Annotated in this window: 17 protein-coding genes; 9 read left to right on the top strand and 8 right to left on the bottom strand. The window is 35.4% G+C overall.

Annotated elements, in window-relative coordinates:
- Positions 1-48 precede the first annotated feature (48 nt).
- The 8 genes from R1T42_RS02710 (at position 49) to R1T42_RS02675 (ending at position 9,037) form a co-directional block, all read left to right on the top strand.
- Positions 49-1,113, top strand: coding sequence for a flavin monoamine oxidase family protein (locus R1T42_RS02710; protein WP_317291201.1), 1,065 nt, complete (start codon positions 49-51; stop codon positions 1,111-1,113).
- 78 nt (positions 1,114-1,191) lie between these two features.
- The gene (locus tag R1T42_RS02705; protein ID WP_317291200.1) at positions 1,192-4,317 is read left to right on the top strand and encodes a WD40/YVTN/BNR-like repeat-containing protein; all 3,126 of its coding nucleotides are present in this window, start codon (positions 1,192-1,194) and stop codon (positions 4,315-4,317) included.
- A gap of 174 nt (positions 4,318-4,491) precedes the next feature.
- A complete protein-coding gene (locus R1T42_RS02700) occupies positions 4,492-5,706 on the top strand; it encodes a bifunctional alpha/beta hydrolase/OsmC family protein (protein ID WP_317291199.1) in 1,215 nt (404 codons plus the stop codon).
- Positions 5,706-6,194, top strand: a complete 489-nt coding sequence (locus R1T42_RS02695; protein ID WP_042272563.1) for a hypothetical protein — start codon at positions 5,706-5,708, stop codon at positions 6,192-6,194. Before R1T42_RS02700 ends, R1T42_RS02695 begins: the two co-directional genes overlap by 1 nt.
- Before the next feature lie 47 nt (positions 6,195-6,241).
- A complete protein-coding gene (locus R1T42_RS02690; RefSeq protein WP_317291198.1) occupies positions 6,242-6,877 on the top strand; it encodes a superoxide dismutase family protein in 636 nt (211 codons plus the stop codon).
- A gap of 79 nt (positions 6,878-6,956) precedes the next feature.
- Entirely contained in the window at positions 6,957-7,496 is a 540-nt protein-coding gene (locus tag R1T42_RS02685) for an RNA polymerase sigma factor (protein ID WP_036580839.1), read from the top strand.
- The gene (locus tag R1T42_RS02680) at positions 7,493-8,281 is read left to right on the top strand and encodes an anti-sigma factor (protein WP_317291197.1); all 789 of its coding nucleotides are present in this window, start codon (positions 7,493-7,495) and stop codon (positions 8,279-8,281) included. The genes R1T42_RS02685 and R1T42_RS02680 overlap by 4 nt, the downstream gene beginning before the upstream one ends.
- Positions 8,282-8,395: 114 nt before the next feature.
- Entirely contained in the window at positions 8,396-9,037 is a 642-nt protein-coding gene (locus tag R1T42_RS02675; protein WP_317291196.1) for a hypothetical protein, read from the top strand.
- 254 nt (positions 9,038-9,291) lie between these two features.
- On the opposite strand, the gene R1T42_RS02670 is transcribed toward R1T42_RS02675, so the two are convergent.
- From R1T42_RS02670 to R1T42_RS02635, 8 genes are all read right to left on the bottom strand, one after another.
- The gene (locus R1T42_RS02670; RefSeq protein WP_317291195.1) at positions 9,292-10,581 is read right to left on the bottom strand and encodes a tetratricopeptide repeat protein; all 1,290 of its coding nucleotides are present in this window, start codon (positions 10,579-10,581) and stop codon (positions 9,292-9,294) included.
- Positions 10,582-10,650: 69 nt separating this feature from the next.
- Positions 10,651-11,235, bottom strand: coding sequence for a DUF4331 family protein (locus R1T42_RS02665; protein WP_036580845.1), 585 nt, complete (start codon positions 11,233-11,235; stop codon positions 10,651-10,653).
- A 26-nt stretch (positions 11,236-11,261) separates the two neighbouring features.
- Positions 11,262-11,945 (bottom strand): DUF4331 family protein, encoded by a 684-nt coding sequence (locus R1T42_RS02660; RefSeq protein ID WP_036580848.1) that lies wholly within the window; start codon positions 11,943-11,945, stop codon positions 11,262-11,264.
- 168 nt (positions 11,946-12,113) lie between these two features.
- Positions 12,114-12,875: a LytR/AlgR family response regulator transcription factor gene (locus R1T42_RS02655; protein WP_317291194.1), complete on the bottom strand. Its 762-nt coding sequence runs from the start codon at positions 12,873-12,875 to the stop codon at positions 12,114-12,116.
- A 1-nt stretch (position 12,876) separates the two neighbouring features.
- Entirely contained in the window at positions 12,877-13,146 is a 270-nt protein-coding gene (locus R1T42_RS02650) for a 2TM domain-containing protein (protein ID WP_036582023.1), read from the bottom strand.
- 2 nt (positions 13,147-13,148) lie between these two features.
- On the bottom strand, positions 13,149-13,442 hold the full coding sequence (locus R1T42_RS02645) for a 2TM domain-containing protein (protein WP_036580851.1): 294 nt from the start codon (positions 13,440-13,442) through the stop codon (positions 13,149-13,151).
- A 2-nt stretch (positions 13,443-13,444) separates the two neighbouring features.
- Positions 13,445-13,741, bottom strand: coding sequence for a 2TM domain-containing protein (locus tag R1T42_RS02640; protein ID WP_036580854.1), 297 nt, complete (start codon positions 13,739-13,741; stop codon positions 13,445-13,447).
- A 1-nt stretch (position 13,742) separates the two neighbouring features.
- Positions 13,743-15,077 carry a histidine kinase gene (locus R1T42_RS02635; protein ID WP_317291193.1) on the bottom strand — a complete coding sequence of 445 codons (1,335 nt, stop codon included), beginning with the start codon at positions 15,075-15,077 and terminating at the stop codon, positions 13,743-13,745.
- A 169-nt stretch (positions 15,078-15,246) separates the two neighbouring features.
- On the opposite strand from R1T42_RS02635, the gene R1T42_RS02630 reads away from it, so the two are divergent.
- Positions 15,247-15,975: a M90 family metallopeptidase gene (locus tag R1T42_RS02630; RefSeq protein ID WP_317291192.1), complete on the top strand. Its 729-nt coding sequence runs from the start codon at positions 15,247-15,249 to the stop codon at positions 15,973-15,975.
- The last annotated feature ends 36 nt before the right edge of the window (positions 15,976-16,011 follow it).

Genomic DNA, 16,011 nt, shown 5'->3' with positions numbered 1-16,011 from the left:
ATTTAAGCAAGGTTTTAATAGAATTATTAAGACCTTGCTTTGTCTTTTATGAAAAACAAAAATATCATCATCCTAGGAGCTGGATTATGCGGACTTACACTGGCTTACTTGCTTAGAAACTCTAATTATCAAATCACGGTAATTGAAGCAAGAAATCGTTTAGGAGGACGCATTCTTACTAAAAATACGTCAGGTGAAACTCCTATCGATTTAGGTCCAGCATGGTTATGGAACCAAAACACCAATCTTCTCAATCTCCTTAAAGAACTAGAGATACCTATACATCAACAATTTGCGACTGGTAACGCTTATTATCAATCCATGGCTAGCCAGCCACCACAACTATTTCAACTGCCAGAAAACCAAGAACCCAGTTATCGAATGGCTGGTGGCACAAACTCTATCATTAAAAAACTTTCCTCCGTATTGAGTTCTATAGATTTAAAACTTAATGAACCGGTATTAAACCTTGAAGAAAATGTTCATCAAATGGATGTAAGGACTTCAAAGTCTACTTACCAAGCTGATTTGGTTGTTTCAACCATTCCGCCAAGATTGCTAGTTAACAATATTGAGTTTACTCCTGACCTTCCAGACTCTTTAGTGAACATTGCAAATAACACACACACATGGATGGCAGACTCTATAAAATTTGGGCTTTCTTACCATAAACCGTTCTGGAAAGAGAAAGGCCTTTCCGGTTCTTGTTTCAGCAATGTAGGTTCATTTACAGAACTATATGATCATACGAATGATAATGAAAATCGTTTTGCACTTGCTGGATTTATGAAACCAGCGCTTACAGATTTATCATCATCGCAGCGCAAAAAAATGATTTTAAGTCAATTAGAGGACTTTTTAGGTAAAGAAGCTCTAGATTTCATTTCTTATGAGGAACAATGTTGGGCTCAAGAAAAATTCACTCGGGCGCAAAGTCATTATTTATTATCACCTCATCAAAACAATGGCCATTCAGTATATAATCATTTGTACTTTAACAATAAACTAATCATTTCCGGTACTGAAACTGCTTCTCAATACGCAGGTTATATGGAAGGTGCCGTTAGAAGGGCACAGTCTGTTTTTGAATTTATAGTTTCTTCAAATAGTTAACGGAATCCAAATGCTTTGTTAACACGCTTTCGCGAAAGCGGTTTCATGACTTATCTTTAGAGTTCTATAATTTTTACCATGAAAAGAACTCTACTCTTATGCGTTTGCTTGATTTCCAGCTTCGCATTTTCTCAAAAACTTGATTTAGAATTAGTTAAAAATCTAGAACCTCGCAACATAGGTCCCGGCGGTATGTCTGGTCGTGTGACGTCTATAGATGTGGTACACGATAATCCAGATATCATTTATGCAGGTACAGCTAGTGGAGGACTGTGGAGTTCACAAAACGGTGGCGTGACCTGGGAACCTATTTTTGAAGATGAAGTTACTGCTTCTATAGGTGCTGTAGCCATACAACAATCCAATCCTAGTGTGATATGGGTAGGAACTGGTGAGGGAAATCCACGTAACTCTTTGAACGGTGGATATGGTATATACAAGTCACTCGATGGTGGTAAATCATGGAAATCTATGGGACTTGAAAAAACCCGTAACATTCATAGAGTCATTATTGACCCAACTAATCCAGATGTCGTTTATGCCGCTGCGATAGGTTCACCATGGGGAATTCATCCAGAACGTGGTGTTTTTAAAACCACTGATGGTGGAAAAACATGGAAAAAAATTCTTTACACCAACGATAAGTCTGGTGCGGCAGATCTAGTAATGGACCCTACAAATCCTAATAAATTAATTGCTGCCATGTGGGAACACAAACGTGATCCATGGTTTTTTAAATCTGGTGGTGAAGGATCTGGATTGTATATGACCCATGATGGTGGAGAAAACTGGAAAAAAATTACCGATGAAGATGGATTGCCTAAAGGTGAACTAGGTCGTATAGGTGTTGCCATTGCTCCTAGCGAGCCTAATGTTGTTTATGCACTAGTAGAGGCAAAGAAAAATGCATTGTACAAATCCACAGATGGTGGTTTTAAGTGGAAAAAGATCAATGATAAAAGTGATATTGGTAATAGACCTTTCTATTATTCTGAAATATATGTGGATTCACAAAACGAGAATCGTGTGTACTCTGTTTTCACATACATAAACGTCTCTGAAGATGGTGGAAAAAGCTTTAAACAACTGATGCCTGCTTATAATGCAGATAATGGTGTCCATCCAGATCACCACGCTTGGTACATCCATCCTACTAACGGTAAATTTATGATCGATGGAAATGATGGAGGTTTAAACATCACACGCGATCGTGGTAAGACATGGCGATTTATAGGGAATCTACCTGTGGCACAATTCTATCATATTAATGTAGATAATGAAGTGCCTTATAACGTTTATGGTGGTATGCAAGATAATGGTAGCTGGCGTGGACCGGCATACTCATGGCGTGCGCAAGGTATCAGAAATAGTTACTGGCAAGAAATCAGCTTTGGTGACGGATTTGATGTCGTTCCAGATCCAGATAATAGTAGATTCGGTTATTCTATGAGTCAGCAAGGATATGTAAGCCGTTATGACTGGCAAACCGGTAATAACTATAGTGTTAGACCTACACATCCAGATCCAGATGTACAATTACGTTTTAACTGGAATGCTGCCATCAACATGGATCCGTTTGATAGCGCTACCTTATACTTCGGTAGTCAGTTTGTTCATAAATCTACAGATAAAGGACTGACGTGGAAAGTGATTTCTCCAGACTTAACAACTAATGATCCTGAGAAGCAAAAACAATCAGAATCTGGTGGATTAACCATGGATGCTACTGGAGCAGAGAATCATACAACTATACTAGTCATAGAACCTAGTGCTGTAGAACGTGATGTTCTGTACACAGGATCAGACGATGGCCGAGTACACATCACAAAAAATGGTGGTGATAGTTGGGATGATATTTCAAAAGGTCTAAAAGGTCTACCACAAGGCAGCTGGATTACTCAAATAAAAGCCTCAAAAACTAAAAAAGGTCATGCCCTACTCGTGGCAAATGATTATCGTAGATTCAACTTTGAGGCCTATGCATATCGTACGACTAACTATGGTAAAAGTTGGACTAGAATTGTAGATAGTGATGATGTAGAAAGCTACGCCTTATGTATCATTGAACATCCAGAAGAGAACAATTTGATGTTTTTGGGTACTGATGATGGTCTATACGTAAGTATTAACGCTGGCGATGATTGGGTAAAATACACTAATGGTTTCCCTACCGTTTCTGTGAAAGACCTTGCTATTCAAGAGCGCGAGAATGATCTGGTGATAGGTACATTTGGTCGTGCGGCTTGGGTTTTAGATGATCTTGCCCCTTTTGTTGCTTTCGCGAAAGCGCAACCTCAACAACCTATTGCTCTATACCAGCCACCTACTGCATACTTTGCTAGATATCAACAACCTACTGGAAGTAGATTTGGCGCAGACGCGATGTTCCATGGAGAAAACCGTGGTAGTGGTGCAAAATTTAAATATTTCTTTGACAAAGAATTAAAAGCAAAAAACGATACCGTAAAATCAGATTCAATCTATTTAAAAATCTATGATGATGAACAATTAATACGCACGTTATCGAGCAAAACTCCTAAAGAAAAAGGTATACAGACCTGGAGCTGGAGAATGAGAGAAAAAGGTGCTGATCGACCATCAAGAAAAGTTAATACTTCAAAAAGGGAACCTAGTGGTGTCCGTGTATTACCAGGTACCTATAGAGCCGTATTAGAATATGGAAATACTAAAAGTGAAACAAGTATTACTATTAAAGAAGATCCTAGGATTGATGAACTGAGCATGGCAGACATGACGTCTAAATATGATGCACAAAAAAGATTAGAAGCCCTATCGATTACCGTATCTGGAATCACTGAGCAACTGGCCGAAAATAAAAAGAAAGCCCAAACCTTCCTTAAGTTGATGAAGGATAAGGATAAAAAAGCATACAAAGATCACATCAAAAGAACCGATTCTATTATAAAAGGTATTGAACTTGAGCAGAATAAGTATTTTGGTACACCTGATAAACGTCAGGGAATTACTCGTAATCCTGAAGTCACTGTAATGAATCGTATAGGATTAGCAAATCAATACATAAGCAGCCGTCAAGGTCCACAAACTGCTACAGAAACACAATTATTTAATCAAGCTAGAGAATTAGCAAACGAAAGAATTATTGAGTCACAAACATGGCTTACTGAAAACTGGGACCCTTTTGTAGTTGAGATGAAAGAAGTGACAATAGACCTATGGGAATAGCATGAAATAAAACAGTTTAAGCTCAATATCGTGCATTACAATATGAACTATACATTAGGAATTAAACACAATGATAAAATCATCAAAAATTTCCTGATTCCTTACGCATAATTCCCGCCCATAGTTAGTGTTATATAGTGATGTTGTAAATTGTAGAGATAAATAGAGAAACGCATGAACTTTGAGAAAATCAACTTTAAAAATACCGCTGGTTATGAACTTAGTGGCCGTTTAGAATTACCTGCAGACAGGCATCCACACAGTTATGCCGTCTTTGCTCACTGTTTTACTTGTAGTAAAAACTTCAGTGCCACAAAGAATATTACACGAGCTATGACTAGTGCAGGATTCGGTGTATTGCGTTTTGATTTTACAGGATTGGGCGATAGTGACGGTGATTTTGCCGACTCCAATTTCTCAGGAAATGTTGATGATTTATTGGCGGCAATTGATTACTTAAAAGAACATTATAAAGCTCCTTCCCTACTGGTAGGACATAGTCTAGGTGGTGCTGCTGTGATATATGCCTCTGCAAAAGCAGACTCCATAAAAGCGGTAGCTACGGTAGGTGCTCCTAGTGATACTAAACATGTTCGACATTTATTTGGTGATCAACTTGATGCTATCGTAGAAAATGGAGAGGCTACCGTACAATTAAGTGGCAGACCGTTTAAAATTAAAGAGCAATTACTTAAAGACCTTAATGAACAAAAGGTGACACAAACACTTAAAAGTTTACGTAAACCTATACTGATCATGCACTCTCCACAAGATCAAACAGTAGGTATTGAGCACGCAGAGAAGTTGTATCATGCGGCAGTTCATCCTAAGAGTTTTGTTAGCTTAGATGGTGCAGACCATCTATTAATGGATAAGAAAGATTCTAAATATGTAGGTGAGGTCATTGCAGGATGGTCCTCTAGGTATATTGATATTGAGGAAGATATCACATTAGCAACAAGACACAATGTAGTGGCCAGTCTAAATAATGATAGCTTATTTACTACACAAATGAGAGCAGGTAATCATTATTTTATAGCTGATGAACCTACTAGTATAGGTGGTAATGACTTTGGTCCTAATCCATACGAGCTTTTGTCCAGTGGATTAGCAGCTTGTACGGTCATGACCATTCAAATGTACGCTAGACGTAAAAAATGGTTGATCGAGAATGTAGAATGTCATGTAGATTATGATAAACAACATGCGATAGATTGTGAGAATTGTGAGGAATCAAGTGCAAAAATAGACACCTTTACCAGAGAGATTAAAATTACAGGAGACCTAGATGAAAAACAACTACAACGACTTCTCCAAATAGCAGATAAATGTCCAGTTCACAAAACTTTGCATAGCGACACTCAAGTAGTTACTAAATTAGTACGTTAATGACCTTTTCCTTTGAAACGTCTATAGGTAATAATGGTTATACAGGAGCCATTTTAATACCTGATGATATCGCAGCACAACTAGCTACAGATAAAATTAAAAGAGTTGTAGCCACTGTAATAGCAAACGACAAAGAAATTACGCTATATGCAGGTATTGCAAAAAAACATGGCGTCATCTACATGATGTTTTCAAAGGCCAATCAAAAAACACTAGGAGTGACCGCAGGAGACTCGTTAAAAATTGACATGCGAGAAGACACTAGTAAATATCAAGCTCCTATGACAGAAGAACTTGAAGCTGTTCTTTTAAGTGATTATGAAGCTTATGAGATATTTGAATCTCTATTACCAGGTAAACAACGTAACATCATCTTTATGGTTTATCGAGTAACTGACTCTCAAAAACGTGTTGATATAGCCTTAAACATTATGGAAAACCTTAAAATAGGAAATCATAATCCTATCAAATTTGAGAAACTCTTATGATGAAAATCAACTAGAGTTGCTTATTTTTAAATCAAAATTAAACAACCATGAAAAAAATAACACTAGCCATTGTGGCACTAGGATTAATAGTAGGTTTAAACTCTTGTAAAGAATCTACCAAAGAACAAGTTAACGATATCACCGACGATATGTCTTATGATGACGATGGTGGCGATGATGATGGAGGACACTCACACGATGATGGCGACCATGATCATGGTGATACTTTAATGATAGGTAAAGAGGTTATTGTAGCGATGGGCTCTAAAAGTGGTAGTGATGTAACTGGTAAGATTATTTTAACTCAAGGCGAAAAAGAGGTCAATATGGTCGTATCATTAACAGGTCTTACTGCTGGTGAACACGCTATACACATCCATGAAAATGGTGATTGTAGTAGTGATGATGGTAAAAGTGCAGGTGGACACTGGAATCCAACAACAGAAGATCACGGTAAATGGGGCGATCACGATCACCACATGGGAGATATAGGTAATCTAATCGCAAATGATGAAGGTGGAGCAACACTAACATTTAACACTGATAAATGGTGTATAGGATGTGATGACGATACACGCAATGTTTTAGGAAAAGCATTTATTGTACATGCTACTGCAGATGACTTTGAATCACAACCTAGTGGAGCTGCTGGTGCTAGAGTAGCTTGCGGAGTTATAGAGTAATTCTGTTCAAAATAATTAACTAAAAATCCGCGTGGAAACTCGCGGATTTTTTGCATCTTGAACTCTACAATATTTATTTATGAGTAATCAACCCGATTTACTAATACTCAAAATGCAAGAAGGAAGCGAAATGGCTTTTTCTCGTGTTTATGAAAGATATAATGAGGCCTTACGAGGAATTATATTTGCCGTGGTTAAAGATGATGCTGTTGCTGAAGAAGTTTTACAGGATGTTTTCATGAAAATATGGAATAACTCATCATCATATGACGTAAAGCAAGGACGCTTTTTTACATGGGCATTAAATATATCGCGTAATGCTGCTATAGATCATCTAAGATCTAAAGCACATAAGAATAATCTTAAAAACCTTAGTCGTGATTATTTCGTAAATATCCCAGAGGATGCGACTGATGAAATGGAAGTGCAAACGGACAGTCTAGGTATAATGAAATGGGTAAATAAACTAAAGCCTACTTGCATTAAAATAATAGACTTGATTTTCTTTAAAGGCTTTACTTTTAAAGATGGCGCTGCCGAATTAAATATTCCAGAAGGCACTCTCAAAACTAGGCACAGAAAATGTGTAAATGAATTACGTAATGTAATGGGAGAATGATAGACACAAAAGAATTAATAGACAGTGGTGATCTTGAATTATATGTGTGCGGTGCATTACCGGCAAATAGAGCTCAAGAAATCGCACAAATTTCAAAACAGCATCCTGAGGTACTGGAAGAAATTATAAGTATAGAAAATGCATATCAGCGACTGGCTGCAGGACTTGCACCAGATCATAACGATGAAACCTATGCTAAGCTAGAAGCGATTATAGGTGCTAAAAACAAGGTAGTAAAATCAACTAGCTCATGGAGTACTTATATAGGATGGGCTGCAGCTGGTTTGTTACTAATTGCTTCTGGTTATTTCTATAATGCAAATAATGAGGCAAATGAAGAAATAGTGCAAATTGAGCAACAAAAGGAATTTCTAGAAACTGAGAATATAGAAATAGAAAGTATTAATTCGCAATACGCATCTACCCTACAAGTTTTATCAGATCCTGAAACGGTTAAAGTAAATTTAGCTGGTCAGGCTGGTTTTGAATCTAGTAACGCCGTTGCCTTTTATAACAATGAGAAAAATGTTACTTATGTAGATATTCAAGGTTTACCAGAGGTGCCAGAAAATATGGTATATCAATTATGGTCTTTAACTCTAGATCCATTAACGCCTACTAGTTTAGGTACTCTACCTATAGAAAAAGAATCTTATAACGAGCTTTTAAGAATAGATAACGCATATGATACTCAAGCATTTGGAATTACTCTAGAGGAAGCTGGTGGTGCCGATGCTCCTACCCTAGAACGACTTTACACATTAGGTGTAATAGATAAAGGATAATACTATTATCGATTGTATTTTAAAACCAGTTCTTATTAAAGAGCTGGTTTTTTTTGTTCTATTTTTATAAGGTTACCTATACACCAACATGGTAACTTATATTATCCTTTTATGATGAAAAGTATTATCATTATTACAATAATTATTTTAAGCCTTCATCTAACAAGTGAAAAGAATACCATCTCAGGTAAGTATAAAATCATTGCTGGAGCATATGGAGATTTGAATGGCGATGGAATCGATGAAAAAGTTTCAGTTCTTGAAACTGTTGAAAAATCAGAGTCAGGAAATATAAGATTTATTCAAATCTATAGAAATATGGATGGGATTTGGATCATGTGGCATTCATCAGAGAATGCAATTTTGAAATATCAGAAAGACATTATGATGAGTGATCCATTTGACGGAATTGAAATAGATCATGGTACTTTATTGATAGCTTTTTCTGGCGGCAGTAGTTGGAAATGGTCTTATACCGATAAATATAGATATAAAAATAATGAATTTGAGCTTATAGGTTATACCAGCGACTATTTTAAGCTTTGTGAATATTGGTTAACTATGGATTATAATTTATCCACAGGAAAACTAATTACCACTAAAGAATTTGAAAAATGCGAGAATCAAGAACAAATCATCTATAAAACAGAAAACGAGATGTTCTTTAAATCAAATATTGACATTAATTTACAAAATAGAAATACAAAAGAAGTGACGATAATAACACCAAAATATAAAAGACAAATTTTCATATAAGTTGGTATCTAAAACAGAAACCCGACCTGCAAACGCAAATCGGGAATCCCAACTAACCAACCAAAAAGACTTTCCCCAAAGCCATCTAGAAATACTCATGCATCTTCCTAGACTTTACAATTTGAGAGGAAAGTGAATCATCATTCTGATTTATTTACTTACTTACTTACTTACTTACTTACTTACTTACTTACTTACTTACTTACTTACTTACTTACTTACTTACTTATGAGTTGATGATTCTTTAACGATTATCAAATTTGTTCTACTTCTTTATAAGTGACTGGACCTAATTCATATCGTGCCTCTAATAATTCATTCTTAAGAGGTTGAGCAACGTCAACTAATTTATTTTCTTTAAAAATTTGAGCTAGATGTAGTTGTGCTACAGGTTCAAATGTTTTATTCTGCACAAATTGCTTGTGATTTTCTAATGCAATTACAGGCATTTTATTAACCAGATATGCATATCCTAACAAATCATAAGTTTCTGGAGTGGCACGGTTTTCTACTTCGATAATCGCAAGTTCTAGACCAGATTTTTGCTGTGCTTCAGTACCTGCCAATAAATTTTCAATTCTATAGGTATTATACATACCTCTATATGCAGGCTTAATTGTTTCTTTTAAAAATAATTCCCTTAATTCAAGAGCTTTTTTCTCATCATTTTGATAAGATGCAAATTCTGAAAGAATGAGATTATAATCTGGAATATGATGACGAGATTGTAACTTGTTTATAATTTGTGTTGCTAATGCTGTATCATCATCATTAGAATAAGCTATCCACGATATTCCTTTTAAAGCATAATCATTTTGTGGATCTAACTCGAGTGTTTTCAAATAGTATTTGTAAGACAAAGCGAGATCTCCATGATGCCCATAATAATCTGCAATATTGGAATAACTCCATAACATCAGGTTTTCTGAACCACTTTCTTCAGCAAGTTCCATGGCCTTTTCCATTAGTCTAATAGTATCGTCTAGATTGCCTTTATAATCGTTCCACTTTGCCGCTCTAATCAGATAATTATAATCATTTAAGTTTCTTAAAGTGTTTAATAATTCTTCTGCCTCAACATAATTCCCTAACTCCATGGCAATATCAAATTTGACTAGATGATCTTGCTTTTCGTTTGCTACCTCGTTTTTCATTAAACTATCTGCTTCTTTAAAACGATGTTGTTTAATGTACATCTGTGCGAGTGATCTTCGCGCACTTTCTGGTTTTATCGCTGTTCTTTTAAGTACGTTTTCGCGCAAGCTTACAGCTTGTTCTAAATAGCTGATATCACCAGTTAGGTCATACAATTGATTATTTAATCCTGCTAATCGAGACATCTGTACAATACGAGTAGAGTCTTGCTCAATGTCTAATTTTAGTGGAGCTGTTTTTGATTTTAATGTTGCGACTAGGGCATCTCTATCGCTATCAAGATAGGATTGAAAGTCGTTAATGTCTGTAATTATTGCTTGGTTTTGATCTGGTGCCGTGGCACAAGAAATAAGAAGCAATAAAGATAAAAGAGTGATGAGATTTTTCATGATTTGGGGTTGTTGTACTTAAAATTATAACTAGGCTTTAGGGAAGCCTAGTTATAAATTATAATTGATCTAGAACTGCGCTGCAGTTAGGTATGGGAATGTTGTTGAAGAAGTACCTGCTTCTTGTGCAACATTATCTGAAACAAGATTAGGAGTACCGTTATTACCATCAAATCTTGCTCCTGTATTACCACCGAAAAGTAATATTAATGACACGTCGATAACATCATCTTCAATGGCACGACCTGTTAATGGTACACCAGCGGCACTAAAGTAAGAAGTAGGCGCATCTGGAGATACTTGTAGCACGTCTAAGGCAAGTGCTGTAGTTAAAGTAGGTAAATCCAATCCTAGAATATTATTTTCATAAGTTGCTCCATATGCATTATAATATGCTTCTATACGAGCTTGAAACGTAGGTTGAAACATGGCGATTCCATTTGCCGGAACTGTCACGTTAAACATATTTTCATCAGCTTCTGTAGGTGTAAAAACAGTATTGATTCCTGGACGACCCATTTGATCTTGTTGTGTAAAAGTTCCAGAAAAGTCTGTCGTTGCTGGGTTACCTCCTACTATATCATCATCATCACCACATGATACTGTAAGTGCAGCAACAGCGGTAAGAGCTATTAAATATTTAAATATTTTCATTTTTGTAAATTTTAAATTGTTAGTTTTTATCTTCTTTTAGTTTCTACCCATACGTTATAAGCCACTGGCAAACCAGGACCATTAGGGGCAAGTAATTGATCAACGATGTGAGTAGGTGCTGTTCCTAACATACTATTAGGTACCTCAATAACTATTGCATTTACATTCAATGGCGCAAATGTGTTATTACCAGTAGTACCAAAACCAGTAGCTGGTGCCATACTAATCACATTATTGAAGGCTTCAAAATCAAAGAAGAATGCATCCTGTCTTAATCCAGCAAAATAATTAACGCCACCTACAGTAGTCATAGATCCTATGTCTACACTAGCAGCAAGCTCATTAGTATCAATCGTACTGTTAAGGCCAGTTGATGAAGGTGCATAAGGACCAAAGAAATACATCTTATCACCTTGACGCAATGCTTGAATTACTAAATCTTCTGTAACACCTGTGGTACCTGCATCGACACCAGTATTATCAATGTTAATTTCAATAAGAACATTCTCATCAAATTGAGCTGATGCATTTGCTGCAGGTAATGTCACAACAAATGTTGTCGAGTTAGCGTCTGCACCTTCAAAGGCGTAAAAATCTGCGATGTCTGCTGTTGTATTAGCCACAGCTGGTGCATCTAAGTGATCTGCTGCGATAAACGCTCCTACACATACTGCAAGTGCAAGGCTAGACCAAAGGGCAATTTTTTTCATGTTAATTGGGTTTTATAAATTGTTATATACCTTACCTACGCAGGATTACTAGATGCAGTTTTAATTCTATTGTTAAAACTCTCTTAATGTCTAAACAATCTTCCCAATACATAAAAAAGCGACTCACCTATTAGTGAGTCGCTTAAAATCAAATACTTAAAGCACTATTTATTTCTCTAGCCAGTTTTTAAAATCTTTTACTCGTTCTCTACTTACTATTAAGTCCATCTCCTTAAAAGAATTTATTTTGATCTTGAGGCGCGAGTTAGTGTAAGATATCATATCATCTATTGCATTTACATTTATTATCGCTTGTCGAGATATGCGGAAAAACTGAGCTGGATCTAGTTCTTTCTCTATCGCTTCTAGTTTATCATCTATAAGGTAGTTGCGACCATTTTCTAAGTTTAGATAACTACCTTTATTCTCAGAATAAAAAAGTTGTACATCATCTGTATTAAACAATTTAAGATGTTCACCCACTTTAGCAGTATATCGTTTCTTATAAACACGATCTACAGGGTTACCTAACATTTTTGCTATTTCATTAAAATCTATGTGTTGTTTTTTCTCGCTTTCGCGGAAGCGTACTTGAAATCGCTCTACTGCTGCTTTTAACTCATCCTCATCAATAGGTTTTAATAGATAATCAATACTGTTAAGCTTAAAAGCTTGTAATGCATACTCGTCATATGCAGTGGTGAAAATTATAGCACTATTGATGTCCACCTGATCAAATATTTCAAAAGACAGTCCATCACTTAATTGTATATCTAAGAAAATTAGATCTGGTGCAGGATGATTCAATAAATATTCTACTGACTCGTGTACAGAATGTAGCATCACCTCTGGCGTAATACCGATATCTGCTAACATGCGATTTAATCTTCTGGCAGACGGTTTTTCGTCTTCTATGATTATAGCTTTCATATTAATCTTCTTTATCTAAATATTCTTTAATCTTACGTTTTTCCCATTTTTTACTTACAAATGGGTTCCACTTAAAGACAATCATCCACTGGATAAAGATGCCCATTCCCCATGGTAAAACAAAGAAGTTAATAAAATAGTTCACACTAAAGTCAATGTATAGCACTACCGCAAGGAATATTAAATTCATCACCACAAAAATGATCAAGTGGTTATAAAGACCTTTAATATTTCTAACTTTTCTCTTTGCCTTTTCTAACTCGTCGCTCATCATTATTGTTTTTCTTGTTCCTCTATAAACTGTTTAAGTTTACGCTTTTCCCAATCTTCACTTGTAAATGGATTCCATTTAAAGACGACTAGTGCATGAATAAATAGTCCAATTCCCCAACCTAATAATGTAAAGGTTATAAAGAACCTTAAATCACCATTAAAATAAAGTACCGCTGCTAGAATTAACAAATGAATGATAATAAATACAATCAGGTGATCATAAAACCCTTTGATATCTTTGACACGTTTCTGGGCTTTTTCACGTGCTTCTTGCTCGTTAAATTTAGATTCCATAACTAGTTATTTAAACGTTCTTTTTCCATTAATTCCTGGATCTTGCGCTGTTCCCAATTCTTACCCGTAAATGGATTTGCGCTGAATGTGCCTAGTGCGTGACCTAGTAAACCTATTCCCCATCCACCTAATGGAAATAAAAACCATGCATATTCCCATTCATTTTGATAATAATTGAGTGAAGCGATGCCTATATTAACTATGATATAGATTAATAAGTGGTTATAAAATGATCTAATCTCTTCAACTCGAGCCTTTGCTCTTGTGTAACGTTCTTGATATGTTTCTTCTTTTTTCATCTTAAAAGTTTTTATCGTTCATTAATTCTTCGATTTTACGATCTTCCCAGCCTTTACCTAGAAACGCATTGTTTTCATAAGTGCGCAAGTATTGAAATACTAACCCTATACTCATACCTATCGCAGGGAATATCACCCATGGAAAGTCTGATGTAAAGTAATTGATAGCGGCTAGAAAAAGTAAAATACCTACTGTCTTAACAACATCATCGTAAAACTCTTTAATGCTGGCCACTCGTTCTTTTGCTTTGATTAATTTTATGTCTTCTACTGGTGTCATGTCTTCTATATTTGCGGTTAATACATCTTGTGATTTAATTAGAATAGGAATTTGTACTCTGAAAAACTCATCATCTTGTGCGATGCTCATTTTACGTTTAGTCAGTAATTGATACCTAGACGCTATATTTTGTAGTCCTACACCACTACTAGTAGTAGCTACTTGCTTTTTCTGTAAATTATTTTCAATAATCAATTGATTATTATCTTCATAAATGCGCAACCTTAACGGTTTACTATCACTTACGACATTGTGCTTTACGGCATTCTCTAGCAGTAACTGTAAGGATAATGGTACTACCTTCATCTCTGGATTTGAGCTTTTTTGTGGAATATCTATTTCTATACTATCCTCAAATCGGGTTTTAAGTAAACCTACATAAGCCCTAGCAAAACTCAATTCTTCATCTACAGTTACTAATTCCTTATTACGTTGTTCTAGTACGTACCGATATACTTTAGAAAGCGATGTCGTAAATTTTGTAGCCGCTTTAGGGTTTTCTTCAATTAAAGAGACGAGCACATTTAAACTGTTAAATAAAAAGTGAGGATCTAACTGATTTTTTAAAGCGTCAAATTGTGCGGTTGCAGATCTTGCAATAACTTTTTGTTCATTTACTTTTTGAGTTTGAGACAATCTATAGAAGTAAATAGCATGATAGATAAGTGTCATCACTAGGGTAATAAATAACCCAAACAAATACCAATCTATAGACTGATTACTCACAAAGCTATCCCAACTACCTCCATAGATGACCACATAAGTAAAAAAGTTAAGTATGGTTAATAAAACCATAGTAATGATTACTGATCCTGCTGCACCAAGAACAATACGTTTTAAAGTATGTTCTTTCCAAGAATACTTTTTGGTCATTAAATCAAACCACCATTGATTTCCCACTGTTAATACGATAGAAAACATAAAGTTGATACCAAAACCTTCTATTTCTTTTACGATGGTTAAAAAGCCACCTCTCATGTATGCATTAATTAAATTAATGACAATAGAGATAACTATACCTGCGATTATAAATTTTATGAATTTCTTAAATGACATACTTTCTGTTTGTAATTCTAAAAATACTTTATTCGTTTAGAACAGCACAAATATGAAGCAGTCTTCTCTTTATATAAAGTCATAATAACCCAATTGTAGAAAAACACAACTCAATTGTAAAAAATCACTCTTCGGCTATTATATTTAGCTTTTATAATACATTTCTTGCATGCCCATTTTTAATCTTTTCCGTAAAAAGTCACCAGCTCCATCCACAGATCATTGGGACGAAATATTATTAGAACATGTCAACTTTTTTGAAAAACTCGAGCCTCGAGAACGATTGTTTTTTAAACTGCGCATGCAGGCTTTCTTAGATGAGATTGAGATTGAAACTATAGAAACAGAACCTACAGAGACAGATGCTTTATTAATAGCGGCAAGCGCAATCATTCCTGTTTTTGAATTTCCAGACTGGCATTATAGTAACTTAAAAACAGTTATTCTTTTACCAGAACATTTTAATGAAGATCTAGAATTTGAAGGTCATGGAAATGGAAGACGCATTTTTGGTATGGTAGGAACTGGTAAATGGAATCATAAAATGATACTTTCTAAAGAAGCACTTTACCATGGTTTTAAAAATGAAACCGATAAATTAAATACCGCTATACACGAGTTTGTACACCTTATTGATAAAATGGATGGTACTATTGATGGTATACCTCATGCTTTATTAGAACAATCATACGTCATACCTTGGATTAACTTAATGCATGAAGAAATGGAGCGCATTAATAAAGATAAATCAGATATACGTCATTATGGTGGTAGTAGTCAGATAGAGTTTTTTGCGGTTGCAGCAGAGTATTTTTTCTCGAGACCCAAATTAATGAAACGCAAACATCCAGACATCTATCAAATGTTGTCAAAATGTTTTACGCCAGATGAGGAATAATTAATAAATACCTAACATTATTAAATCAAGGCGATA

This window comes from Nonlabens ulvanivorans, assembly GCF_032922765.1.
In the GTDB taxonomy this organism is placed as follows: domain Bacteria; phylum Bacteroidota; class Bacteroidia; order Flavobacteriales; family Flavobacteriaceae; genus Nonlabens; species Nonlabens ulvanivorans.
The sequence above is the reverse complement of the archived record's forward strand: the minus strand, read 5'-3'. Positions and strand labels throughout refer to the sequence as shown.